General features: G+C 62.9%; 17 protein-coding genes. 9 read left to right on the top strand and 8 right to left on the bottom strand.

Annotation, left to right across the window (positions count from 1 at the left end; genetic code table 11):
- Positions 1-27 precede the first annotated feature (27 nt).
- From Q7V31_RS09035 to Q7V31_RS09025, 3 genes are all read left to right on the top strand, one after another.
- Positions 28-552: a PAS domain-containing protein gene (locus Q7V31_RS09035; protein ID WP_304733741.1), complete on the top strand. Its 525-nt coding sequence runs from the start codon at positions 28-30 to the stop codon at positions 550-552.
- A 139-nt stretch (positions 553-691) separates the two neighbouring features.
- Positions 692-2,599 carry an alkyl/aryl-sulfatase gene (locus Q7V31_RS09030; RefSeq protein ID WP_304733740.1) on the top strand — a complete coding sequence of 636 codons (1,908 nt, stop codon included), beginning with the start codon at positions 692-694 and terminating at the stop codon, positions 2,597-2,599.
- 18 nt (positions 2,600-2,617) lie between these two features.
- A complete protein-coding gene (locus Q7V31_RS09025; RefSeq protein ID WP_304733739.1) occupies positions 2,618-3,637 on the top strand; it encodes an NADP-dependent oxidoreductase in 1,020 nt (339 codons plus the stop codon).
- A gap of 24 nt (positions 3,638-3,661) precedes the next feature.
- Here the strand turns inward: Q7V31_RS09025 and Q7V31_RS09020 are convergent, their stop codons facing one another.
- The 3 genes from Q7V31_RS09020 to Q7V31_RS09010 all read right to left on the bottom strand — a co-directional run bounded on the left by Q7V31_RS09020 (position 3,662) and on the right by Q7V31_RS09010 (position 6,048).
- Positions 3,662-4,471, bottom strand: a complete 810-nt coding sequence (locus tag Q7V31_RS09020; RefSeq protein ID WP_304733738.1) for a PAS domain S-box protein — start codon at positions 4,469-4,471, stop codon at positions 3,662-3,664.
- Positions 4,472-4,560: 89 nt separating this feature from the next.
- Positions 4,561-5,664, bottom strand: coding sequence for a ferritin-like domain-containing protein (locus tag Q7V31_RS09015; RefSeq protein ID WP_304733737.1), 1,104 nt, complete (start codon positions 5,662-5,664; stop codon positions 4,561-4,563).
- Between the two features lie 63 nt (positions 5,665-5,727).
- A complete protein-coding gene (locus Q7V31_RS09010; protein ID WP_304733736.1) occupies positions 5,728-6,048 on the bottom strand; it encodes a 2Fe-2S iron-sulfur cluster-binding protein in 321 nt (106 codons plus the stop codon).
- 131 nt (positions 6,049-6,179) lie between these two features.
- Between Q7V31_RS09010 and Q7V31_RS09005 the strand changes: the two genes are divergently transcribed.
- Entirely contained in the window at positions 6,180-6,743 is a 564-nt protein-coding gene (locus tag Q7V31_RS09005) for a hypothetical protein (protein ID WP_304733735.1), read from the top strand.
- Between the two features lie 6 nt (positions 6,744-6,749).
- Here Q7V31_RS09005 and Q7V31_RS09000 read toward each other — a convergent pair whose 3' ends face one another.
- Both Q7V31_RS09000 and Q7V31_RS08995 read right to left on the bottom strand, forming a co-directional pair.
- On the bottom strand, positions 6,750-10,970 hold the full coding sequence (locus tag Q7V31_RS09000; protein ID WP_304733734.1) for a translocation/assembly module TamB domain-containing protein: 4,221 nt from the start codon (positions 10,968-10,970) through the stop codon (positions 6,750-6,752).
- A gap of 649 nt (positions 10,971-11,619) precedes the next feature.
- Complete coding sequence (locus tag Q7V31_RS08995) at positions 11,620-13,569, bottom strand: autotransporter assembly complex family protein (protein ID WP_304733733.1); 1,950 nt, start codon at positions 13,567-13,569, stop codon at positions 11,620-11,622.
- A gap of 1,079 nt (positions 13,570-14,648) precedes the next feature.
- Here Q7V31_RS08995 and Q7V31_RS08990 point away from each other — a divergent pair.
- Entirely contained in the window at positions 14,649-15,173 is a 525-nt protein-coding gene (locus tag Q7V31_RS08990) for a hypothetical protein (protein WP_304733732.1), read from the top strand.
- Positions 15,174-15,187: 14 nt separating this feature from the next.
- The gene (locus Q7V31_RS08985) at positions 15,188-17,737 is read left to right on the top strand and encodes a hypothetical protein (RefSeq protein WP_304733731.1); all 2,550 of its coding nucleotides are present in this window, start codon (positions 15,188-15,190) and stop codon (positions 17,735-17,737) included.
- On the opposite strand, the gene Q7V31_RS08980 is transcribed toward Q7V31_RS08985, so the two are convergent.
- Positions 17,734-18,945 carry a DNA methyltransferase gene (locus Q7V31_RS08980; RefSeq protein ID WP_304733730.1) on the bottom strand — a complete coding sequence of 404 codons (1,212 nt, stop codon included), beginning with the start codon at positions 18,943-18,945 and terminating at the stop codon, positions 17,734-17,736. The genes Q7V31_RS08985 and Q7V31_RS08980 overlap by 4 nt on opposite strands.
- Before the next feature lie 308 nt (positions 18,946-19,253).
- Between Q7V31_RS08980 and Q7V31_RS08975 the strand changes: the two genes are divergently transcribed.
- On the top strand, positions 19,254-19,460 hold the full coding sequence (locus tag Q7V31_RS08975) for a hypothetical protein (protein ID WP_304733729.1): 207 nt from the start codon (positions 19,254-19,256) through the stop codon (positions 19,458-19,460).
- Between the two features lie 79 nt (positions 19,461-19,539).
- Here the strand turns inward: Q7V31_RS08975 and Q7V31_RS08970 are convergent, their stop codons facing one another.
- Positions 19,540-20,010, bottom strand: coding sequence for a DUF3237 domain-containing protein (locus tag Q7V31_RS08970; RefSeq protein WP_304733728.1), 471 nt, complete (start codon positions 20,008-20,010; stop codon positions 19,540-19,542).
- A gap of 164 nt (positions 20,011-20,174) precedes the next feature.
- On the opposite strand from Q7V31_RS08970, the gene Q7V31_RS08965 reads away from it, so the two are divergent.
- Both Q7V31_RS08965 and Q7V31_RS08960 read left to right on the top strand, forming a co-directional pair.
- Positions 20,175-20,861 carry a TetR/AcrR family transcriptional regulator gene (locus Q7V31_RS08965; RefSeq protein ID WP_304733727.1) on the top strand — a complete coding sequence of 229 codons (687 nt, stop codon included), beginning with the start codon at positions 20,175-20,177 and terminating at the stop codon, positions 20,859-20,861.
- Positions 20,862-21,778: 917 nt separating this feature from the next.
- Positions 21,779-22,510 carry a methyltransferase domain-containing protein gene (locus Q7V31_RS08960; RefSeq protein ID WP_304733726.1) on the top strand — a complete coding sequence of 244 codons (732 nt, stop codon included), beginning with the start codon at positions 21,779-21,781 and terminating at the stop codon, positions 22,508-22,510.
- 419 nt (positions 22,511-22,929) lie between these two features.
- On the opposite strand, the gene Q7V31_RS08955 is transcribed toward Q7V31_RS08960, so the two are convergent.
- The gene (locus Q7V31_RS08955; protein ID WP_304733725.1) at positions 22,930-23,826 is read right to left on the bottom strand and encodes an alpha/beta fold hydrolase; all 897 of its coding nucleotides are present in this window, start codon (positions 23,824-23,826) and stop codon (positions 22,930-22,932) included.
- Between the last annotated feature and the right edge of the window lie 243 nt (positions 23,827-24,069).

Raw genomic sequence — 24,069 nt, 5'->3', positions numbered from 1 at the left:
CCGTGAGACGTGTTCCGGGGGAGACGAATGGCGACCAGAGGCGAGGGCGCATACCGCAGATCGATTGAATTGCCGCCGATCGACGTCGATACGGAACTGAACTTTGCGGCATCAATGCCACGTGCCGGGCTTGATTACTGGCGGAAAAAAGCGGCTGGCCGGCCGATGCCGTTGCGCGGCGACATACGCCCCGAGGAAATCGCACCTCTTCTGCCTAATCTCTGCCTTTTCGAAATGAAGGCCTTGCCGGCGGACGGCGTCGAGCTGTTCCCGCGTCTGGCGGGCGCGCGCTTTGAAGAGGTTTTCGGCCCCATTCACAATCGGCCGCTGGCGACCCGGCTGGCGCCGGAAATTCTCGAACGCTGGCGGGGTGTCGCCCGCGCCATGCTCGATCATGGCGGGCCGATCCGTGCCGTCGGCAATGTGCTGCACGAAGACAAAACCTTTATCCGCTTCGAGATTCTGCTGGCGCCCTTGAGCAAGGACGGTACCGGCATCGACATGATATTTCTGGTCGCTCATTTTTCAATGCGCGGCGACGTGGAGTCGTGATTTCGCCATGCCGTTAACGGCTGCGGGCTCTTGCCGCCGACGGCCGAGCCTGTAGTCTGGCCCCAATGCGCCGCTGGTTGTTCCGGCGAGCGCTGGAACGGCCGCCAGCCAACGGCGGACAGCGAACGGGCGGGGCTCCATGGAAAATCCGAAAGACGCAACCGAGGCGACGCGCGCCGCACACGGCGCATTGAAAGGGGCTCTGCCCCCCGACACCGGCGATGATTTCGAGCTGGCCCGGCGCGGCTTCATCGGCACGATCCCGGACGCAAAGGTTCTGAACGCCGCCGGTCATGCCGTCTGGGACATGGGTACCTTTTCGTTCATCGATACCGCGCATGACGGTTGCACCGGTTGTCCCGACACGGTCAATCCGAGCCTCTGGCGTCAGGCAAAGCTCAACGCGATCCATGGGCTGTTCGAAGTTACGCCTGGCATCTGTCAGGTCCGCAATTTCGACCTCTCCAACATCACCTTCATCGAGGGCGACACCGGCTACATCGTCATCGACCCGCTGATCTCGGCCGAACCGGCCGCCGCCGCGCTGGCCTTGATGCGCAAGCACCGCGGCGACAAGCCCGTCACCGCCGTCATCTACACCCACAGCCATGTCGATCACTATGGCGGCGTCTATGGCGTGCTGAGTGACGCCGACATCGAGCGCGGCCTTCAGATCATCGCGCCCGAAGGCTTCCTCGAAGAGGCGGTCAGCGAAAACGTGCTGGCCGGCAACGCGATGGGCCGCCGCGCGACCTACATGTATGGCGCGTTGCTGCCGCGCGGACCGAAAGGCCATGTCGATGCCGGTCTCGGCAAGACCGTGTCGATGGGACAGGTGAGCCTGGTGCCGCCGACCGTCAGCATTTCCGAAACCGGCACCAGGCTCGTTATCGACGGAGTCGAGATCGTCTTTCAGGTGACGCCCGACACCGAAGCGCCGGCCGAAATGAATTTCTACTTCCCGCAATTCAAGGCGCTCTGCATGGCCGAGAATTGCTCCTGCCAGCTTCACAATCTTTACACGCCGCGTGGCGCCCAGGTGCGCGACGCCAAGTCCTGGAGCTGGTATATCGACGAGGCGATCGATCTCTTCGCCGGCGATGCCGAGTTGATGTTTGCCAGCCATCACTGGCCGCGCTGGGGCCGCGAGGCGACCGTCGCCTTCCTGAAAAAGCAGCGCGACCTCTACAAATATGTCCATGACCAGACCTTGCGCTTGGCCAATCACGGATTGACGCCGCTCGAAATCGCCGAGGAGCTGGCGCTGCCGCCGAGCTTGGCCAGCGAATGGTACACGCGCGACTATTACGGCACGCTCAACCACAATGCCAAGGCGGTCTATCAGCGTTATCTCGGCTGGTTCGACGGCAATCCGGCCAACCTGCACAAGCTGCCGCCGGTCGAAGCCGGCAAGCGCTATGTCGATCTCGCCGGCGGCGCCGATGCGCTGCTCGCCAAAGCGCGTGCCGCCTTCGACAAGGGCGAATTTCGCTGGGTCGCCGAAATCGTCAATCATCTGGTCTTCGCCGATCCGTCGAATGCCGATGCGCGGCATTTGCAGGCCGATGCGCTGGAGCAGATGGGCTATCAGGCGGAGTCGGGTCCGTGGCGCGGTTTCTATCTCACGGCCGCGATGGAACTCCGGAATCCGCGCCCGCCCTCCGACGTGCCGCGTCAGGGTGCGGCCGGCCAGTTGAAGGCGCTCCCCGCTGAGCAGCTGATCGACTCGCTCTCGGTGCGCCTCAACGGCACCAAGGCCGGCGCCCGCCAGCTTGCCTTCGCTCTGAGCTTCACCGACACCGGCGAACGCTACGCGCTGACGCTGGAAAACGCCGTGCTGCATCACTACAAGGACAGGAAGATAGCGGGCGCTGTCGCCGTTTCGCTGACCCGCGCCGCGCTGGTCGAGCTTGTGGTTGGCGAAACGACGCTCGATGCGGCAATCGCCGAAAAGAAGGTGTCGGTCGAAGGCGACACGAAGCCCTTCGCCGATTTTCTGTCGCTGCTCGACCGCTTCGACTTCTGGTTTGAAATCGTGATGCCGTAAGGCACGCAGGGAGAAAAAATGAAAAACGACGTCAACCGCCAGTTCCGCCTGAAATCCCGTCCGACGGGCCGCATCGAAACCGCGAATTTCGATCTGGTGAAGGAGCCGATCCCGGCGCCGGGCCCGGGCCAGGCGCTGGTGCGCGTCCTTTACCTCAGCCTCGATCCGACCAACCGCATCTGGATGAGCGACATGGATCAATACATGCCGCCGGTCGAGATCGGCGCGGTGATGCGCGGCGGCGGCATTGGCGTCGTCGTGAAATCGAATTCGGCCCGCTACAAGGAAGGTGATCATGTCAGCGGCCTGACCGGCTGGCAGGACTACTGCATTGCCGATGAAGGCGCGAGCGCAATGGGCGTGCTGCCGAAGGGGCTGCCGGTCGGCCTGCCGACCATGCTCGGCGCCTGCGGCATGACGGGGCTGACCGCTTATTTCGGTCTGCTGGAACTTGGCGAGCCGCAACCCGGCAACACGGTGGTCGTCTCGGCGGCGGCCGGCGCCGTCGGTTCGGTTGTCGGCCAGATCGCGAAGATCAAGGGTTGCCGCGCGGTCGGCATTGCCGGCGGCCCCGACAAGTGCCGCCACATTATCGAGGATCTCGGCTTCGACGCCGCCGTCGACTACAAGCGCAAGGACTGGCGCGAGCAGCTGGCCGCCGCGACGCCCGACGGCATCGACGTCAATTTCGAAAATGTCGGCGGCGAAATCATGGAAGCGGTGATGGCGCGCATGAATCTGTTCAGCCGCATGCCGCTCTGCGGCATGATCTCCGGCTACAACACCGGCGAGCCGATGCGCGCCGATTTCTCGCCGATCCTGATGCGCCGCATCACCATCCGCGGCTTCATTGTCATCGACTTCATGGCCAAATTCGCCGAAGGCACGATGCAGCTCGCGCAATGGGTGGCGGAAGGAAAGCTCAAGCACCGCGAAACCATTGTCGATGGTCTCGAAGAGGCGCCCACTGCCGTCAACAAGCTCTTCGATGGAGGCAATATCGGCAAGCTGGTGGTCAAGGTCGCCGACGCGCCCTGAATGTCACATCGGCGCGCCGGCCCGTCACGCCCGCGCCACGCGTGTTGTCTTGCCGGCATTGCTGCGCAGATGCGCCGTATAGGTGATCTTGCCGCCGGTCTCGACCTTGGTGATCGTGGCATCGACCGGAAATTCCGTGCCGTCCTTGCGGCGTCCGGTCACCGGCCCGCGGTCGCTCATCCAGCGCGATGCGTCCTTCGACGTGCCAAAGGTCTTGACCTGTCCGGCATGCGGTTTCCGGAAGCGCTCGGGCAACAGGGTGTCGAGCTTCTGGCCGAGAACCTCTTCGGCACGATAGCCGAACATCTTTTCGGCCTTGAGATTGAAGAAGGTAATTTTCTGCTCGGCATCGACCGAGATGATCCCGTCCTCGGCGACCATCAGGATGCGCGAGAAGAGCAGGTTGCGCTCCTTGTAGGCGACCTGTTCCTGCCGCCTGACGCTGTTGTCGCGGAAGGTGATCAGGAAGCGCGCCGCGCCGCCGATCCGGGCTTCGACGACGCGCACATCGACCGGCATTTCATGCCCGTCCTTGCGCCGCCCGATCAGATCGAGAAAGCGCGACTGCTCGTGTTCGGGTTCGGCCGCCCAGCGCGCCAGCCATTTGACCGGATCGGCGCGCCGCCCCGGCTGTTGCGGCACCAGCACCGTGATGCTCTTGCCGATAACCTCGGCGGCGCTGTATCCAAGCAGCCGTTCGGAAGCGGGATTGAAATAGGTGATCTCGCCTTCCGGGGTCGAGACGATGATCGCCTCCGGAATGCCGTCGACCAGCGCGCGATGGAAATCGGGCCGCTCGTCATCACGCGCCGTTTCGCCCGCCTTGTTCGCCATATCGATTTCTCTCTGGTTGCGCAGCTTGCGCGTGAGCCGAAACGGTGCGCCGGCCCGCTGCATGGCCGGCGCACCGCTGATCTGATCGGTTATTCGGCCGCAACCTCGCCGGTCGGATGACCGCCTTCCATGGCCTGCAGCACCCGGATGTCGTCGAACACCGGAATACCCGCCTCATCGTACTTCTTGCGCGCCGTCGGCGTCAGCAGTCCGACACGCGCCAGCGCCGGCATCATCAGGTCCTTCAGCGCATGCACTTGGCCGGGCGGCAGGTCGCGGGTGAGGCCGGCCTCCTCGGCTTCCTTCAGGCCCTTGAAGAAATCGTCGGCATCGATGCCGCTGTTTTCGAGCACCTGCATGAAGCCCGGATCGACCTTGTTTGCGATCGTCCCGGCCGTCTGCGCCTTGACCAGAATATTGACGGCCTGGAAGGCGAACTCGGCAAGCTCTTCGAGATCGTCGGCATGCATCTTCTTGAACACCGGCCCGAGAAACACATGGCCGAACGACACATGCCGGCTCTCGTCGCGCATCACGTTGAAGGTCAGTTGTTTCAGAAGCGGGCAGGTCGTCGTCCGGTACATGTTGTTGAAGGCGCCCAGCGCGAGCCCTTCGACAATCATGTTCATGCCGATCATGACCTTCTCGTAGCGGTCCGACTGCAGCGTCACGTCGATCAGCTGCTTCAGCCAGGGCGACATCGGATAGATGATCGCGATCTTGTCGCAATATTTCGAATAGACCTCGACATGCCGCGCCTCGTCCATCGTCTGCGTCGCGGCATAAAGCTTGGCGCCTTCGTCCGGCACCGAATGCGTCACGCAGGCCGCCGTCATCAGCGCGCCCTGTTCGCCATGCAGGAATTGCGACAGCAACTGCGCCGTCGAATGCGCGGTGAAGGTTTCCTGCTGCGATTTCGACAGCCGCTTGAAGAACGGCATCTTGTGATAGATGTCGCTGTCATTGGCGATCAGCGGGCGCGACGGATCGACGACCGTGTCCCAAGGGAGCAGATCGTCGGAATCCCACTGGTTCTGCTTGGCGCGCTTGTAAAGGTCCTCGACCTTGTCTTCCGAGAACATGTAGTCGAAGGTCCAGGCGATATCCATCGGATTGCGGTAGATATCGTCCGGCGTCATCGTCACTTTCCAGTCGCCTTTCGAGACGACCTTTGCTCCGGTCTGTGCACTCATGGTCTTCCTCCTGGCTGCGGCCGCTTGTTCTTCTGTTCGGGCGGCCTGTGGTTTCCGGTTCCGCTAGTACTGGCGCGCGGGCGTCTTGACGACGAGCCCGTCGAGCGAGGGTTCGACCTTGATCTGGCAGGAAAGGCGGCTGTTCTCTTTGACGTCGAAGGCGAAATCGAGCATGTCGCGCTCGAGCTCGTCCATCGGCCCGACTTTCTCGAGCCAGCCCTCTTCGACATAGACATGGCAGGTCGCGCAGGCGCAGGCGCCGCCGCAATCGCCCTCGATGCCGGGGATGGTGTAGCGCACCGCCCCTTCCATCACCGACAGCCCGTCGGCCACATCGACGCTGTGTTCCGTGCCGCTGAACTCGATATAGGTGACCTTTGTCATGTTCCTCGCCGCCGCCGGTCGTTTCCTGCCCGCCCCGTTTCGGGGTCGTGTTAGGGTAATACCCCTAGACAAAATGTACCTATTTTTGAGCCGCAGGCGCCGCGACAGAGTGTCCGGCACCGTCCGGCCGGGTGCGGCAGATCGTCCGCCCGGGGGTCAGCGGCGGCAGCGTCGAAATTTCGTCTGCATGGGCGACCGGCGCCGCGCCGCCGTTAACCTTCCGGCCGTTCCGGTTCAAATCCGGCTGTGTCGGAGCGTGCGGCTTTCCTGTATGGTTCCGCTTCGGAACGGTCCGCTGCGGGACGGTGGCGTTGCAGAAGGAATGGTGTCGGATGAACGGAAAAGCCTCTCCCTGGCCAAGGATCAAATGGCCTGCCGCGGCGGCGCTCGCGGCGCTGATAGCCTTCGGCCCGCTGGCCATGCTCCCGGCCGCGGCCGAGGAGGCGCCTGCCGGAAATGGCGACATCCGTTACGAATTGTCCGATCCGGTCGATTCGCCGCCGGTCAATTACCGCTCGGACTACGATTCGGATTACGACACGCCGGATCTGCACGACGCGGAAATGTATGCCGAGGATTATGAGCGCCGGCAGCGCGAAGAGAAGATCCGCAACCGCGAGCAGCTCGACAAGATCAACGACTTCACCAGCGGCGCGACGACGACCCGGGGCATCACCGGCGGCTCGCGTTACTGAGCTGTCTCAATAGTCCCATTTCCAGTTGATGCCGGCGCCGCTCGAGGCGTCCTGCCCGACCTTGGTGTCGACGCTGATATTGTCGGTGAGGTCGATCTCGATCTTCACCGATGAATCGCTGGCCAGCGCCCCCTGCTCGACGCCGACATAAAACCCCTCGCGCAGATATTTCCCGGCTGCCACCGTCGTGCCCCCCGAGGCACCCTGGTCGACGCGCAGCACATCGAGCCCGAGCGCGCGCTGCATCTGGCCGAGCAGGCCGAAACCGCCAATGCCGCCGGCGCCGGAAAGCTGGGCGGCCGTATTGGCAAGCTGCGCCGCCTCCATCGCCGACAATTCGCCGACGCCTTTTTCGAACAGGATCCGCGCAATGATTTCATCCTGCGGCATGGTCGGTTGCGATGTCAGCGTGATCGTCGGCATCGAACTGCGCCCGCCAATGCCGATCGTCGCCTTGAAAGCGCCGCGGCTGTAGTCGAGCGCGATGTCGAGCGCCGGGTCGGGCGGCACCTCGCCGCGGAACGTCACCACCCCGCGCGACAGCGTGAAGGTCTTGCCGGCGAATTCGAGCGTGCCGCGCAGGCTGCGCAGCGTGCCGTTGACGCGCGGATCGTCGGCCGTGCCGGTCACCTTCAGATCGCCCGTCCACAAGGCATTGACGCCGCGCCCGGCCAGTTGCGCCGGCGGCGCGCCGATGGTCAGCGCCAGATCGAGTTCGGAGGGAAACGGCACCTCTTCCTGGCCCGGCCCGGCCTCGGCCGCCTCGTCCGGCCCGTTGACCTCGATGACGGCGATATGCGGCACATTGAAGGGCAGGCGTTCGGGAATGATGAAAAGCGCATCGGTGGTCGTCAGCGCCCCGGTCAGTTTCAGCGGCGCTTCCTTGGTCGGTGGCAGCGCCGCGCCGGTCAGGGCGAGATCGCCGCTGACCGACAGCGTCAGGTCCTGCCGCCGCGCCACCTGCAGATTGGCAAACTTCGTCTGCACACGGATCGCATCCGCCCGGTCGGCGGCCAGCGAAATCGTGCCCTCGGATGTCAGCCGGCCGCTGTCGCCGTCGCGCCCGCTGAGCGCGAAGCGCAACACCTCGCTGCGCGCGCCATCGAGACGGATATCGAGATCGCGCAGCGCCGTGCCGGTGGCGAAATTCTCGAAACGGCCGCCGCGGAGATGCGCATGGCCGGAAAACACCGGCGCCGACACATCGCCGCTCGCCTGCAGGGCGATTTCGGTGTCGCCGGCAAGCCGCTGCCCCGGCAGGTCGACCAGCGCCATCAGCGACTCCATCGGCCCGCGCCAGCCGAGATCGCCGCTGACCGCGCCGCGCGCCGGCAGCGCCGGCCAGGCACCGCCCGGATCGCGCACCAGCGGCAGCGACGCATTGAGCACGAAGGGTTCTTCGGAAACGCCACGCGCCCGCGCCGCCGCGGTCAGCCGCCGCTGCGCCCAGCGCCCCTCCAGCGTCGCATCGAAGGCCGGCCGCTGATCGAGTTCGGCATCGGTCAGTTGCACAGCGTCGAAGCGGAGCGCCACTTCGCCCTCTTCGCGCGCCGTGTCGAGCCTGACGCGGCCGCTCATCGTCCCGCCGGTCGCATCGACCGGCAGCAGCGGCGTCAGCAGCGCCAGCGGCATGCGTTCGGCATCGAGCGTCAGTTGCACGGCGCGCGGCCGCAACCGCATCGTCGCCGCGAGCGTCCCGGCGCCTTCCGGGCCGGCAAAGGCGAGCGCCAGTCCGGCCACATCGAGCCCGCCCGCCGGCAGCGCGATCCGCAGCGGGGCGGCCAGCGCCATCGAGGTGTCGCCCAGCGTCAGCGACAGCGTCTCGAAGGAGAGCGCGTCGCCCTGCCACCGGCCGCCGATATCGAGCGACACCGTCTCGGCCCGCAGCGACAGCCGCTCGCCGTCGAGCTGTGCGGTCAGTTCGAGATTGTCGAGCGGCCCTTGCGCGCCGGCGGCGATGGCGCTGAAATTGGTATTGCCGGAGGCGCCGCCGCCGGCCGCGAGCCGCGCATCGAGCATCGCCGCACCATGAAGATCGCTCAGCGCCGCCGCGATCTCGACCTGGTCGAGCGACAGCATCTCGCCCGCCGAGGCGCCGGTCCCCAGCGTCGCGCCGATATCGATATCGATCCGCCTGGCGCTGAGCGTCGCTTGCGCGTCCTGCCGGCCGGCCCGGTCATTGAGCGTCAGCGCGATCTCGCCGCGGCCCTCGAGCGCGATCCCGGCCAGCCGCCCGAGCGGCGCCAGCGCCACCCGCCGCCCGGAAATTTCGCCCGAGGCGATCCAGTCGGGCGACAGCCGCACCGCGCCCGAAAGCGGCGCCCCGAAAAGCTGCGCCTCGATCGCCTCGAAATGCGCCCCGCCTTCGGTGGGCAAGGTCACTTGCGTGGCGACGCGCGCCCGCCCGTCTGCGCCCGTCAGCACCAGCAGCGCCGGGCCGCTGCCGCCTTCGACGAGATCGGCCTCGAGCGTCGCCGTGGCAATGTCGATCCCGGCCGCCGCACCGCCGCTGAGTTCGGCCTTGAGCGTCAGCCGCGCCGCGCCGGGCGCGCCGCCAAGGCTCGCTTGCGCTGTCAGCGCCCCGCGCGTGTCGTCGCCGGCAAGCAGCGCGGCGATCTCCTCGATCTTGAGCGACGCCGTTCCTTCGCGCGCGCCTGCCGCCGTCACCGTCAGCGCGCCGTCGAGCCGGGCGCCGCCGGCCACTGCCGTCAGCGCGGCAACCGACCAGCCGCCGCGATCGTCGAAGCGCAAGCCCGCCTGCGCCGTCATTCCTTGCGCCAGCAGCCGGTCGAGGCTTTCGTCATCGGTGCCGACGGGCCCGCTGCGCAGCGCCAGCGCGCCGCTGCCCTTGCCCTCGGCATAGGTGAACCCCGACAGCGTTGCCTCGCCTTCGCCGCGCAGCGTCTGGCCGAGCAATTGCCCGAGCGGCTCGAGATCGGCAAACGCCGCCGCCACATCGCCCTCGGCCCGCACCGCGCCGCTGGCAAGTTCGATCCGCGCCTCGCCGGCAAAGCGCGCCTCGCCGCCGAGCCCGCTCAGCACTGCTTCACGGATCGTCGCCAGGCTCAGCGCCGCATCGACATCGCCGTTGAGGCGCCAGCCAAGCGGCCCGGGCGCCGCATTGGCGGGTTGCGCGAACAAGACCTCGACGCCGTCCGCCATCCCCGCCGCTTCGACATCGTAATGCCCGGCCCGCCGCGTTGCGGTCGCTTCGCCGGTCACCGACAAGCCGCCGGCGGCGAAAGCGGCATTCTCGATCCGGTAGCGGTCAGCCGCCACCTGCGTCAGCCGCCCGCTGGCCGCGACCGCCCGCGCCTCGGGGAGGAAATCCAGTTCCCGCGCCACCAGATCGCCTTCGGCATTGAGCCGGAAGGTCAGATTGGCCCGCTCGCCCAGCGCCCCATGCGCGTTGGCCTCGAGCACTAGTGCCCGCCCGGCATCGATCCTGGCCGCGCCGGTCATCAGCCCGGCAAGGCTCTGCCCGTCGATCTCGACCGCCAGCCGCGCCACGCCGTCAAGCCCGATAAGGCGCGCCACCGCGCTTGGCCGCGCCGCGCTGCCTTCTTCGAGGCTGAGCTTCAGCAGTCCCCGTTCCGGCCCGGCATGAAAACGATAGCGCAGCTCGGCATGGTCGCCGCCGCCATCGGCCCGCGCCACCGAAAGCGCGACATCGTCTTCGCGCCGCGTCAGCAGCGCATGGCCCTGCGCCGTAAAGTCGATCGCCTCGCCCGCCACCGCCGCGCCGAGCTGCATCTCGCGGGCGTTGAAACGTTCGAGCCGCAGCGCGAAAGGCAGCGACGGCAATTCCGGCAGCTCGAACTCTTCGTTGCCGGCTTGCGCCTCCACCGCATCCGGCAGGCGCATCAGATCGAGCCCGGCCAGATCGAGCCGCGTGATGTGCAACTCGCCATGCCACAGCGCCAGCGGCCGCCAGTCGAGTTCGGCCGAAGCGAGCCGCAGCCACACACCTTCTTCGTCGCCGATGCTGAGGTCACTGAGCCGCAGCGCCCCCGGCCACACGCCGTCGAGCCCGCCGATCTCGATTGTCGTCGTGCCGCTGCGCGCCGCCTTCAGCGCCGCGCCCAGCAGCGCCTCGCGCACCGGCGCGATGTTGAGCAGCGCCAGCCCCAGCGCGATCAGGGCCAACACCAGCCCACCCGCCGCCAGCACCACGGCCAGCCCGCGCCGCAGCCAGATCGTCGCCGGATTTTTCGCTGCGTCTGCCATCATCTCCCTTCCGTCAGCGGGGCTACCGCATGTAACCCCTGGGCCCGTTGCCTTGCCATGGGCGGTCCATGGCAAGGTGAAGATTTTGCACGCGGAGGCGCGGAGTCGCGGAGATAGAGAAAATTTATTGCGCCTTCGGCGCGAAGCGCCAGGAAACATTCCCTGCGTCTCTGCTTGAAATTTTCCTGCTTGCTCTCTTCTCCGCGCCTCCGCGTCTCCGCGTGAACCCTTCTTCCCTTCGCCTCGCCGTTTGCTGCGGCTGCCGATGGATCCCGGCGCTTGTCCCGGCGAAGGCCAGGAACACCGGTATCCACGGGGGTCCGGCAAGGCGAAGATTTTGCACGCCCACGGGTATCGCCTTTGGCGATCCCGAGGACAGGCTCCGACGCGGAGCCACGGAGATAGAGAAAATTTATTGCGCCTTCGGCGCGAAGCGCCAATCCTCTACTTCTTCCTTCTTCGCGTCTTCGCGTCTTCGCGTGAACTATTCCTTCCCTTCTCCGCGCCTCCGCGTCTCCGCGTGAACCCTTCTTCTTCCCTTCGCCGCGCCGTTTGCTGCGGCTGCCGACGGATTCCGGCGCCTGTCCCGGCAAAGGCCGGGATCGCCGGGATGACACTGCGTTTTTGGCAACCTGATAAACCCCTTCCATCAGAAAGCCTGTCCGATCGAGGCATAGATCTGGAACGCGTCGTCGACGCCCCGCCGCCGGTCCAAGGGCACCGCCACGTCGAAACGGATCGGACCGATCGGCGTGTAATAGCGAAGCCCGAGCCCCGCCCCCCACAACAGGCTGCCGTCGAAACGCGGCGTCAGCTCGCGATAGGCCTGCCCGGCATCGACGAAAGCGACGACGCCGATCGTCTCGCTGACGCGGTAGCGCGCTTCCGCCCCGGCCTCGATCACCGAACGTCCGCCCAGCGGCGTGCCGGTGGCGCTGAGCGGCCCGGCCATCTGGTAGCCATAGCCGCGCACCGAGCCGCCGCCGCCGGCATAAAACCGCGTCGAGCCCGGCACATCGGTGGTGTCGTCGGCGGCCAGCATGCCGTAGCGCCCGCGCACCGCCAGTGTCAGCCTGTCGGCGACGGCGAAATAGGTGGCGCCGCTGCCCTCGAGCCGCAGGAACGTCGTCGCCGCGCCGTCGGCGCTGCCGAAATAGGGCGTCGCCGCCACCGTCGCGCGGATGCCCTCGCTCGGATCGAAAATATCGTCGGCGCTGTCATAGCGCAGCACCGCCGGCACGCTGAACAATTGATAGTCGGTGCGCCCGGTCGCGTCTTCGGTCTGCGTCACCTCGAAGCCGACACCGGCGCTGCCGCTGAGCCGCGGCCCGAACACCCGTTCCAGCGAGGCGCCGGTTCGGAGCCGATATTCGTCATAGGCATCGCTCTGCGCATTGGCAATCTCGGCGCTGATGAGCAGCGCCTGGTCGGGGCGCAGGAAGCGCGGCTTGCGGAACTCGGCCGTGCCCTTCTGTTCGATCTCGGCGATCGAAAGCCCCAGCACCAGCTTTTCGGCCGCGCCGAAAAGATTGCGATGTTCCCAGCTGCCGCGCACGCCCGCCCCCTCGCTCGACGACCACGCCGCACCGAGCCGCACCGTGCGCGGCTTGCGTTCGGCAAGCTCGATCTCCTGCACCGCGTGGCCCTCGGCGTCGACGGCGCCCGTCGTCACCGACACCGTCTCGAACAAGCCGCTGCCGCGCAGCGCCGCCGTCGTCGCATCGACCTCGCGCCGGTCGTAAACCTTGCCCGGCGTCAGCGTCGCAAGCCCGGTCACATAATCTTCGCGCGTGCGCCCGCCTTCGTTGCGCACCAGCAGCGGCCCGAACAGCAGCCGCGGCCCGGCCGCAATCGTCAGCGTCACATCGGCCATGCTCGACGAGAGATCGACCACCACCCGCCGGTTGTCGAGTGCGGCTTGCGGATAGCCGTGATTGTGGAGATGCGTCACCGCCTCGTTGGTGAGATCGACAATGCGCTCGGCCCGCGCCGCGCGCTCGGGCTGAAGCCCCAGCGCCGCCCCGTCCTGCGGCAGCGCATGGGCGGCCACTTCGCTATCGGCCAGATCGGGATAGACGATGCGGAAGCTGCGGATCATCGCCCGCTCGGCCAGCACCACCTGGTAGATCACCTCGAAACGCCCGCCCGACGCCTCGCGCACCATCGGCGTCACGCGGCCATTATAATAGGCCTCCGAGCGCAGCACCTCGACCAGCCGCAAACTGTCTTCCTGCGCGCGGCGCCGCAACTGCGCCAGCGTCGAAGGCGGCGGCACGCCATCGGCATCGTCGACGCCCAGCGCGCGCGCCTCTTCCAGCATTTCGCGCAACTGGTCGGGGATGCGCCGCCCCGCCACCCGCGTCGTGAAGGAAAGCGCCCCTTGCGCCCGCTCCCAGACCCGCGGCGTCGCCGCTTCGTCCGCCGCCGCCCGCGCCGCCGCCGTCTCCGCCTCGGCCGCTTCCGCCGCTGCCTCCGATGCCGCGTCGTCCGCCGCTTCGGCCGACGCCTCGGCTTCGGCGGCCGCTTCGGCCGCCTCCTCGGCACGCACAAAATCCGGCGCCGCAAAAGCAAAGAGCGCAAAAAACGCCAGCGCGAACACCGCCGCAATTCTTCTTCCACCCTCCCCCTGTGGGAGGGTCAAAATTCGCATCGCGAATTTTGGGGAGGGGTCCTTGAGCCCGTTCCTCCGCCAACCACTCAGTGTCATCAAGGCAGCCGCAATTCTTCCCACCCTCCCCTTGAGGGGTGAGAGGCGGTTCACGTCAGTGAACGAAAAAGTCCGGTGGACTTTTTCGAGCCGCGAACGCCCGGAGCGCAAGCGCAGGGCCGGGCAGTCAAACGATCGCAGATCGTTTGGGGAGGGGTCCTTGAGCCCGTTCCCTTTCCAAATATTCAGTGTCATCCCGGCACTCGTTGCCGGGCCTTCGCCGCGCCGAAGCGGCTTCGGCCGCGCAGGCGGGACCCAATCCACCTCGATGCTGGTTGCCGAGATTGCCGCTGCCCCGGCGCGGTGCCGACGCAGGGCCCCTCTATGTCTGCCGAGGAAACCGCCGGCCCGAACCCGCAACATCCGACAGCAAGCGAAAAACCCCGCCGGGCTTTTCCAGGCCCCGAACGAAATCGGCGACAGCCGCGTGCCCGTGCCGCGCCTCACCCGCATCCCGTCTCCGCCGTGCCGCCGCGCCTGCCCGTCATGTTCGCAAACTCCACCATCCGCCCGCCGCGCCGCCGCCCGCCGCCGTTTTTCAAGCCTGTCGGCCACCATAATGGCAGAAAATGGCGGCGAGGGGGCAGGTGGGGGGGTGATGCAGGAAGGGGAAAATGGGGCGGGAATGGCGGCTTGGCGCTCTCGCCGGTCTGTCATCGCGATCAGCGGCATTCGCACAATTCGTCAGGCGTGGTTCCACTCTTGCTCAAAACAAGGGTGTCATCCCGGCGAAAGCCGGGAACCATGGGCTGCTGCGATGTGAGCTGGCATCACATTTCTCGCAACGCATCCCAACGTCGTCTTTGCCGGCTCCACCACCCAGCCTTTGGTCTCTTGTTCAGCCTCATCTTCGCAGCGACGGCGGTGTCGCTGTCGCCGGTCTCGATGATCACGAATGCATTGAGGTTGCACCGGGTGTGAATCGACTGACGATTAGGAAAGTAAAATCTAGGCCGAGTAGCGTTATGTGATTGGCCGCGAATACGACCAAAGTATCGCGTAAATTCTTCAATGGATTGGCCAAAAAGGGAAAAATTTGCACGATTCTTCGTGGAAAAATTAGAAAAACGAAAAAACTTGCTATGAAAAAAAGAAGCAATTTCAACATTCTATCTATAAAAATCCAAAATATTACTCAGGGAATTGTTTGTAAATTTATCAAAGTCCTTGACTCTGGTTATTCAAGCCGTCAAATTTTTATAAGACTGGAATATTGGAGAAAAACTATGTCAGAACAAGTTCTGAAAATGACCAGAGAAAAATACAAAAAATCTTCGACTTCTAAGCGCCAGAAATTCGTGGAGCTTGCTGAGAGGCGAACCGTGAATGCCATTAAGGCCGTTCGTGTGATTGGCAAGCTCGGCAACCGGAGCGCCTACGAATACGATGACGAAGACGTCAGGAAAATCGTCAAGGTACTCACCGATGAAATCGAAGCATTGAAGTTACGAATGAAGAGCACGAAGCGTTCTGACGGCGTTGATTTTAAGCTCTAATTTGGGAGGGGAGTATGAAGAGGGGAGATAATCAAAGCTTATGCCTAGCTTTGCTTAGGGCTGACAGTGAAGAAACGGTTGTCGAACTTCTCAAGGCGCGCGGGTATTGGGATCGGCCAGAGCTTTGGCGCTACTATGGCGATGTTGAAAATAATTGGGGACAAAGTGGAAACCAACAAAGTTTAGCGGAAGCGGCCCTAGCCGAGAAAATCGTAAACTCTGTCGACGCCAGGCTGATTAATGAGTGCAAATTGCACGGCATCGATCCTTCCAGTTCTGATGCACCTCGGACGATTAGGAATGCAGTTGCTCAGTTCTTTGAAGGTGGTAAGGGAGACAAGTTAGCTACCGGCGGACTTGTGGAAGATTGGGGTATTCAAAAAACCCGTGAAATCGCCGACGGCATCACGTTGTGTGCAACCGGAACAAGGCCTGAGCAGCTCAACATCACGATTGCGGATTGTGGCGAAGGTCAAAGTCCGGACCGACTGCCTGATACGATCCTCTCGCTTAGCAAGAGCAACAAGCAATATATCCCCTTCGTTCAGGGACAGTTCAATCAGGGCGGGACAGGAGCGCTGCGCTTCTGCGGCAAGAATAACCTTCAGTTGGTCATCTCGAAGCGCAACCCGGCTTTTCTGGATGAGAGCGCCTGCCCCCGCGATCGCGAGTGGAGCTTTACCGTTGTCCGTCGCGAGTTCCCGTCCGGCGCGCAAGGGACGCCCAAAAACTCTGTCTATACCTACCTCGCGCCCCTCGGCGTTGGATCGGACTGTGAGGATCGCCACGGCAACGTTCTGTCCTTCCCGTCTGAGACATTTCCGATTTACCCGGACGACGATGGTCCATATGGACGCGAAGCACCCTATGGCACAGCCATCAAGATGTATGAGTACAACTTTCTGGGCGAACGCTCGAATATCTTGCGTGGCAAGAGCCTCCTGAGCCGTCTTGATCTGCTGCTTCCCGAAATTGCGCTTCCCGTTCGCTTCTATGAATACCGCACCAACAAGGTTGGTCAGTACCTGGATGTCGGTAGCCGCCGCACAACTGTCTCTGGCTTGCTCCGCCGGATCAAAGATAGCGATAACGTCGAGATCGGTTTTCCGGTGCGCATCCCCTTCCAACCCACAGGTGAAAAGCTGATTGCCAATGTCTTTGCCTTCGTGGCGGAAGGATCGACGAAGGAAAGTGATGAGGAGGATAATGGGGCGCAGGCCAAGAAGCTTGGCGGCGTGCGCGGCTATCGCAAACGCGAAGGCATTGTTTTCCTGCGCAATGGACAGACCCAAGGCAGTCTTCCCAAGGACTTTTTTCGACGCGAGGCGGTCAAAATGAAGCCGTTGGCTGATGACCTTCTTGTCTTTGTCGAGTGTGATGAACTTAGCAGTGTCACACGAGAAGATTTGTTCATGCCAAGCCGGGACCGGCTTGCAGACAATGAATTCAAGCAGGCCTTGGTGGATTCGCTCGAAAAGGCGATCCGGGACTGCCACGAGCTCAAAGAACTACGCAACAAGCGCCAGCAAGAACGGATGAATGAGCGTCTCCAAGATGATCGGCCGCTCACCGATGTTTTGCAGTCTCTAATAAAGAGCTCGCCCAATCTGACGACGCTCCTGAAGCTCGGCCAGCGCATATCTGCCCCCTTTAATACCGTCCCCACGGGCAGCGAAACAGAAGAGGACTTCAAGGGGGAGGTCTATCCAACCTTCTTCAAGAGCAAAGGTATCGAGTACGGCAAAGTTTTGAGCCGGTCATGTCCGATCAACAACCGGATGCGGCTCACTTTCGAAACAGACGCACGCAACGACTACTTCACGCGAGCAGCAGAGCGCGGGGCATTCGATCTGACATGGAAGGGCAATGACGGGGCGGAGTATAAGGCCAGCCCGAATGGTCCGACATTGAAGAAGGGCATAGCCGTAGTCATGGTCGATCTGCCAAATGGTGCCAGTGTCGATGATGAGTTTGAATTCATCGCACGCACCCATGACGCGCATCGTCTCTTCGAAAATCGCATCAAAGTTCGGGTCAAACCGACGGCTGAAAAGACAGGGGGTGGCGGCGGTGAGCGGAAACCGCCAAAAAATAAGGATGGCGCAGAACGTGAGCGCCCCACCGAACTGGAATCGCCCAGTATCAAGCGTGTGTACCGCGATGAATGGGAAGCTGAGCGCTTTGATGAATTCACGGCCATGAAGATTGAATCGCTTGGATATTCCGACGACGAGACTTCGGAGTTCTATCAATTCAAGGTCAACATGGACAACCTACCGCTCGAGAGCGAGGCCAAAAACAAACGGCTGTCGAAGGAGAGCACCAGTCTCCTGCGCGAGCAGTTCTTGTATGCGAACGTGCTTATCGGGCTATCGCTTCTCCTAGAAGAAAAGCGGACAAAAAGGTCCGAGCGGATCGATGATGATGTGCCGATCGAAACTATCGAGGATCGTGTGGAGCGTACCTGCCGCGCCATGGCGCCGTTCGTGCCTGCACTGATTTCGCTCGGCTCCAGCGATCTCGACTCCGAAGACGTTGTCGAGGGATTGGAGGAGACCGCCTAGGCCGAGGCTTTCCGGTGTAACAGAACAACTTCACGTGCGCCCGGCGCGTGAGACTTCTGGTGAGCGTGCCACTTTCGATTGGGGACATCGCGCCAAAGACGTCCGTCTCCATCATCTATGCCCCAGTTGACCTCTTCCTCTAAGCCGCATTCCTGCATCACCTGCAGGTAGCGAGGCAGTTGCCTATCTGCCTCAGAAAAAGCAACCATTTGGACAATCATCGTTTTGGGGCCCGCCATTCGGGCAATGGATCGAAATGAGGCCTCCAAGTTCTTGAAGTACGAGTTTAGACCGGGGTTCTTTCGGTCACCCATCGTATAATGCGATAGGCCTGCTCCATCGAGTTTACCTGCGATCCAAAAGGGCGCGGGGGCTTCTTTTCTGCCGTCAACTTGCCAGCGATGGTACAGAACGTGGATGCCTGGATATGGGGGCGACGTCAAAATAAGTTTTGGCGGACATACGTCTTGAACTGATGCCTCGGTCTCTGCTCCCGCAGTTGTGCGATTGATTGAGATTGCCCGAGGCGCCATAGGGAGGTTGAGCGATTGAATCGTTTCCCTTAGCTCGAGCGCTCCTTCAAACATCACCTTTGCCTGCTTTATCAATTCAGCTTTAAATTGGGCCACAGAGGGTCTGGTCTTGCGGGAGTCTAGCGCCCACTGCGCAGTTTTGAGCACAACGCAACGCGCCAGAATATGGGCGCCGTTGCAGCGGACTCGCTCAACGGACGCTATGCATTGCTCTATCGCTTTGCGGAGTCGCCAAAACTCCACCCCTTCAAGATTGCGATAATATCCTGCATCGGCATATGAATCGAAACGCCAACCGGGCGCGTGCATATTAATTGCGTCGGGCAGCCGCATACGCCAACGTCCAAACGCACTAAAATCGGCGTCACTGAGCTGTAAGGTCTTGGCCTCGCTGACGAAGCTGGCTAGCGAACTTATATCAATCCCCAAGGCATTGCGGCCTAGAGCCACCGCTTCGACCAGCGTTGTTCCACCGCCAGAGAACGGATCGATCACCCAGTCGCCCGGCTTAGTGTAAGCCTCGATCACTGAGCGGACAAAAATGGGTGAGAAGCGTGCAGGGTAACGATAGAAGTTATGCGTCAGTCCGGCTACGCGCGATCCGTCTTGAGCAGCACGAACTATCGTAGCAGCGTCATTCGGTCCGTACATTTGAGCAGGGCTTAACGCGTTCATTGTTCTGCCATCTTCCCGCTACGGCCGCCTGATAATTACTAAGTAATTGAATCATAAAGAGGAATCTGCGCAAGCGATTCCTGTAACCCATTGACTTCACCTGGTTATTGCGCAGCGCGGCTCTCGCGGATCGGCATTGCCATCGAATTGATTCGCAGCGCCCCACACGGGCGCGGGTAGGTTCTGCTGACCAGATCACAAGGGTGACACTCCCACTAGCCCACCACCACCCGATAGACGACACTCACCCCACCACCATCCGGCAATCGGCAGCCGCGCGAGAGAAAACACATGGGGAAACACGCGAAATGATCATGCGCGCCTTCCGGCCGCTGCTGACGATCCTGGTCACGGTCCTGGGCCTCGCCTTCATCGCCTCGGTCTTCTCGCCCACCGCCCGCGAGCACATCGAAGGCGCCGTGCCGCTCTGGGAGGAAACGCGCCCCGCCGAGGATACGGTGCGCGAATGGCTGGGCCTGCCCGAAAGGCGGCGCGGCCCGTGGCCCTTCGGTTGAACCGCCCCCTGCAGGCACCCGGATTTTTCTGCTGGCCTGCCACCGGCGCGGGCGGGCGCAGGCCAACGTTCCCGTCGCTCTAGCGGATGACGTAGGTATCGTAGGTAATCGAATTCTTCTCGAATGAAACTTCGCCGATATTCACGAACTGGCAGCCATTGACCCACGCATAGGAGGGGCTGGACGTGCAGATTTGCGGCGCCGCGCGCACTTGCGCCGTCGCGGGAAGTTTGCCCGTCAGAAGATTTTCATAGCCGCCCTCGCCGAGGTCGACAAAGCCGCTATAGGCGACATAGAGCAAGGCGCCGTCGAAAGTTTCCACGGTCGCGCGGACATCGAGCTGTCCCTTGTTGTCCCGGCGAACGGTCAGCCAGTCGCCGCCAACCCCTTTCACCTTGCCGATCCTCGTGCCGTCCGGTGTCCACACATCGCCCCCCGTGACGTAGAAATTCGCGCGAATATTGTCGGGGACCGGGCCGATCAGTTCCGGCGGCGTCAGAGTCGCGTTGTAGGAGAAAACATGTTCCAGCTTCAGATCGAACTGCGCCATGGCCGGCTCCGTCGTCATATCTCGGCAAAGATGAGGAGATTGCGCCGGAACGGCAGATGACGACCCGCCCGAACGGGTGGAGCGCGGCGCCGGAATTTCAGGGGCGCGCCTCACATATAGCCATCCCCCTTGCTCCCCCTAATGCGGCCCATTACCCTGTCCCCATGAGCGAGACCGAAACCGACGCGAAGCCGGGCAAGCGCGGCGACACGCGCCTGCGCCTGATGGTGGCCGCCGAAAGGCTTTTCGGCGAGCGCGGCCTGCATGGCGTCACCCTGAAGGAAATCAACGCCGCCGCCGGCCAGCGCAATGAATCGGCGCTGCATTATCACTTCGGCTCGAAGCAGCGCCTGATCGACGCCATTCTCGGCCAGCGCGTCAAGGTGATCGACGCCCGCCGCGTCGAACGGATCGACGCCTTGATGGCGGCCGGTCAGGAGCGCGATCTGCACGCCATTCTCCGGGCGACCTTCGAGCCCCTCACCGAATTGCTCGACACCGACGACGGCGTCCGCTTCGTCCGCTTCGCCGCCCAGGTCCTCAACGATCCGGATTTCGACCTGCCCTCCATCGCCGTGCGCAGCGGCTATGAAGGCATTACCCGCGCCAACGCGCTGATCGTCGCGCTGCTGGGCGACCTGCCGCCCGAAATCGCCGTGCAGCGCCAGCGCTTCATGCTCGAAATGGCGCTGACCTCGCTGTCGATCTGGACGCGCCGCGGCGACGCGACGACCGACGCCGAAGGCCGCGCCTTCTTCATCGCCAACCTCTTCGACGAAATCGCCGGCGCCCTCCAGGCCCCCGTCTCGCCCGAAACGCTCGCTGCGCTGAAAGAAACCACAAAACCCTGAGCGCGCATGTCTCTTCCCACCCTCCCCCTGAGGGAGGGTCAAAATTCGCACAGCGAATTTTGGGGAGGGGGAAGGGCGCGCGCGATATTCTCCGCCCAAAGATCAAAAAACAAATGTCATCCCGGGATTTATTCCCGGGACCCAATCCACGTCGCCACAAGCGGCGAAGGAAGAAATTGGCACGCGGAGACGCGGAGGCGCGGAGAAGAGAAAGATTGTTCACGCGAAGCCGCGAAGCCGCGAAGATAGAGACGAGCCTCCCCCAAATTCGTCATGGCCCGCTTTATGCGGGCCATCCACGTCTTTGCGACGGACAAGAAAGACGTGGATGACCCGGCTTGTCCGGGTCATGACGATGAGGGGGAGGCAACAAAAGATAGCCGTCATTGCGAGCGCAGCGAAGCAACCCAGAAAGCCGCAAGCTCAGCGCTGGGTTGCTTCGTCGCTGACGCTCCCCGCAATGACGGCTTTCTTTTGCACTCACCACAAGGACTCTTCGGCGCGAAGCGCCAATAATTCTTCTCTTCTCTTCTCTGCGTCTCTGCGCCTCTGCGTGAACCCCTTCTTTCTTCTTCGCGTCTTCGCGTCTTCGCGTGAACAATCCTTCCTTCTTCCTTCTCCGCGCCTCCGCGCCTCCGCGTGCAAAAACCTTCTCTCACTCGGCGAGAAAATCCTCGGTCAGCCGCAAGAACTCATCGAGCTTGTCATGCTGCACCCAGTGCCCGGCGCCCTCGACCGCCACCACTTTCGCCGTCTTGAAATGCTGCGCCCGCCCGTCGGCCAGCGGGTCGCTCGCCCAGCTTTCGGTGCCCCGAATGAGCAGCGTCGCTGACTGACGAGATAAAGTCCCCTATCGTTTGCTGAAATCACGGCTATACTCCCGACTCGAAAACAACCTAGGGAGGCACCTGGGCAAAATGAAGTATGGCGAGCTCACTGTTCAGAAAAGCCCCCGCTGGGTCTATCAAGCGAGCCCTTACAATCATAATTCGGCGAAGGTGGCGGCGCTGCCTGTCGAAGTGACGGGATATGTCCTTCTCGACACCATGATCCGCCGCTGTGGCTACAAAACCTTCGATGGCCTGCGCATACTGGATTTCGGGTGTGGGTCGCGCTTCGGCCAGACCATCTGGAATCTGAACCTGCCGGTCGGCCTGTATCTCGGCATCGATCAGAATGACAAAGCCATCACGTGGTGCAGAGAAAATCTTGTTGCCGAGAGAATGGCCTTCCACCGCATCAACATGCGCAACAAAGGCTACAACCCGAAAGGCGAATGGCCGTCGCCTGGCTACATCGTCGACCTTGGCCACCGCAACTTCGACATTGCGTCGATGTTTTCCGTGATCACGCACCAGCAGCCCGACGAAGCCGATCTCGTGTTTCGCATGCTCTATGAAGCGGTCAGGCCGGGCGGAAAAATGTATTTCACCGCATTCCTCGATCCGGCCACCAGGGATTATCGGGAGGGAGACGAAACGAAGCCGGGCCACATGAGCACGTACAATCCGGACTTCCTGATTTCGATCGTCGAGGCCGCAGGTTGGACGCTGATCGAGGCCCACGAACCGGGGCCGTTGAACGCCACCGCTTTCATCTGCCGCCGCCGCGACGACAGACCCTTGTGGAAGCGCGTCGTAGGGGTTTAGGTCCCGCTTCTCCAGCTGCGACCATCAAACCCTCCGTCGGTGTTCTATCCGCCGCCCCCCAATTCGTCATTGCGAGCGTAGCGACCTGGCTGCGCCGTAGCGAAGCTCCGGCTTCGCCAAGGCGAGAGCAACCCGGAAAGCGGCAAGCGAAAGACTGGGTTGCTTCGTCGCTTTGGCCCTTTGCTTCGCTACGGGCGTTCGGGGTTCGAAAAGGTCCACCGGACCTTTTCGCTCGCGCCCCGCGAGCCACCCCTCACCCTCGCAATGACGGCTTTCTTTTTTTGCACTCACCACAAGGACTCTTCGGTGCGAAGCGCCAACAATTCTTCCCTTCTCTTCTCTGCGTCTCTGCGCCTCTGCGTGAGTCCTTACCTTCTTCTTCTTCGCGTCTTCGCGCCTTCGCGTGCAAAAACCTTCTCTCACTCGGCGAGAAAATCCTCGGTCAGCCGCAGAAACTCATCGAGCTTGTCATGCTGCACCCAGTGCCCGGCGCCCTCGACCGCCACCACCTTGGCCGTCTTGAAATGCTGGGCCCGCCCGTCGGCCAGCGGGTCGCTCGCCCAGCTTTCGGTGCCGCGGATCAACAGCGTCGGGCAGGTGATCCGTTCCCAGAGCAAACGCGATGTCTCCTCGTCGAAGCCCGCCGGCGAAAAGGCGCGCACGTAGTTGTCGAACTTCCAACTGTAAGTGCCGTCCTCGTTCTGGTTGACGCCGTGCACGGTGAGGTGCCGCGCCCGCTCGGGCGACAGATGCGGGTTCTCGCCCTGCATCCGCTTGTAGGCCTCCTCGACGCTCTCGTAGCGCCGCGGCAGCCGCGACGACAGCTTGCGCACCTCGTCGATCCAGTTGCGGATGCGCTGGTCGGCCGAAATGGCCTTCCGCTCGCTGAGCATCTTGGGCGACGGCCCCAGCCCCTCGATGACGATCAGCTTCTTGACGTTCTCGGGGTAGAGCCCCGCATAGCGCAGCGCGATCGCGCCGCCCATCGAATGCGCGATGATGGTCAGCGGCGCCAGGTCCTTTTGATGGATCAGCTGCGCGATGTCATAGACATAATCGTTCATCTCGTAGCCGCTGCCGACCATCCACTGGCTGTCGCCATGGCCGCGCAAATCGGGCGCGACGATGTGAAAGCGGTCGCGCAACGCCTGCGCCGTCCAGTCCCAGTTGCGGCAATGGTCGCGCCCGCCATGGATCATCAGCAGCGGCGCCGCCTCCTCATTGCCCCAGTCGACATAGTGAAGCCGCAGCCGCTGCGAAAAATAGACCCGCGAGGCGGGCCCGATCAGCTGCGAGGTCTCCGAACGATCCGTCATGATTCCATGTCCTTGCCGTCTTCAAATCCGTGCGCGGCCCGCGCAAAACAAAAAATAGCGAATCCTGCCATGGCCCGCCGCATCCGGGGATAAAGCGCCCTTTTACCCGGGGATAAGTGGTGCTTTGCCCCGGGGATAAACCCGTTTGTGACAGTTTTATGACAGTTTTGTGACAGAGGGGGTCATAACGGGAAAATAACGCTGTCACAATCGGGCAAAAACCGCCCGATCCTCCGCATCCGG

Source organism: Parvibaculum sp. (genome assembly GCF_030651915.1).
Taxonomy (GTDB): Bacteria; Pseudomonadota; Alphaproteobacteria; order Parvibaculales; family Parvibaculaceae; genus Parvibaculum.
This window is presented reverse-complemented; position numbering and strand designations above follow the sequence as displayed.

What these genes read in the sequence shown, in the direction of transcription:
- Q7V31_RS09035 (WP_304733741.1), top strand. Translation starts at nt 28, where the DNA reads ATGGCGACCAGAGGCGAGGGCGCATACCGCAGATCGATTGAATTGCCG.
- Q7V31_RS09030 (WP_304733740.1), top strand. Translation starts at nt 692, where the DNA reads ATGGAAAATCCGAAAGACGCAACCGAGGCGACGCGCGCCGCACACGGC.
- Q7V31_RS09025 (WP_304733739.1), top strand. Translation starts at nt 2,618, where the DNA reads ATGAAAAACGACGTCAACCGCCAGTTCCGCCTGAAATCCCGTCCGACG.
- Q7V31_RS09020 (WP_304733738.1), bottom strand. Translation starts at nt 4,471, where the DNA reads ATGGCGAACAAGGCGGGCGAAACGGCGCGTGATGACGAGCGGCCCGAT.
- Q7V31_RS09015 (WP_304733737.1), bottom strand. Translation starts at nt 5,664, where the DNA reads ATGAGTGCACAGACCGGAGCAAAGGTCGTCTCGAAAGGCGACTGGAAA.
- Q7V31_RS09010 (WP_304733736.1), bottom strand. Translation starts at nt 6,048, where the DNA reads ATGACAAAGGTCACCTATATCGAGTTCAGCGGCACGGAACACAGCGTC.
- Q7V31_RS09000 (WP_304733734.1), bottom strand. Translation starts at nt 10,970, where the DNA reads ATGGCAGACGCAGCGAAAAATCCGGCGACGATCTGGCTGCGGCGCGGG.
- Q7V31_RS08985 (WP_304733731.1), top strand. Translation starts at nt 15,188, where the DNA reads ATGAAGAGGGGAGATAATCAAAGCTTATGCCTAGCTTTGCTTAGGGCT.
- Q7V31_RS08980 (WP_304733730.1), bottom strand. Translation starts at nt 18,945, where the DNA reads ATGAACGCGTTAAGCCCTGCTCAAATGTACGGACCGAATGACGCTGCT.
- Q7V31_RS08975 (WP_304733729.1), top strand. Translation starts at nt 19,254, where the DNA reads ATGATCATGCGCGCCTTCCGGCCGCTGCTGACGATCCTGGTCACGGTC.
- Q7V31_RS08970 (WP_304733728.1), bottom strand. Translation starts at nt 20,010, where the DNA reads ATGGCGCAGTTCGATCTGAAGCTGGAACATGTTTTCTCCTACAACGCG.
- Q7V31_RS08965 (WP_304733727.1), top strand. Translation starts at nt 20,175, where the DNA reads ATGAGCGAGACCGAAACCGACGCGAAGCCGGGCAAGCGCGGCGACACG.
- Q7V31_RS08960 (WP_304733726.1), top strand. Translation starts at nt 21,779, where the DNA reads ATGAAGTATGGCGAGCTCACTGTTCAGAAAAGCCCCCGCTGGGTCTAT.
- Q7V31_RS08955 (WP_304733725.1), bottom strand. Translation starts at nt 23,826, where the DNA reads ATGACGGATCGTTCGGAGACCTCGCAGCTGATCGGGCCCGCCTCGCGG.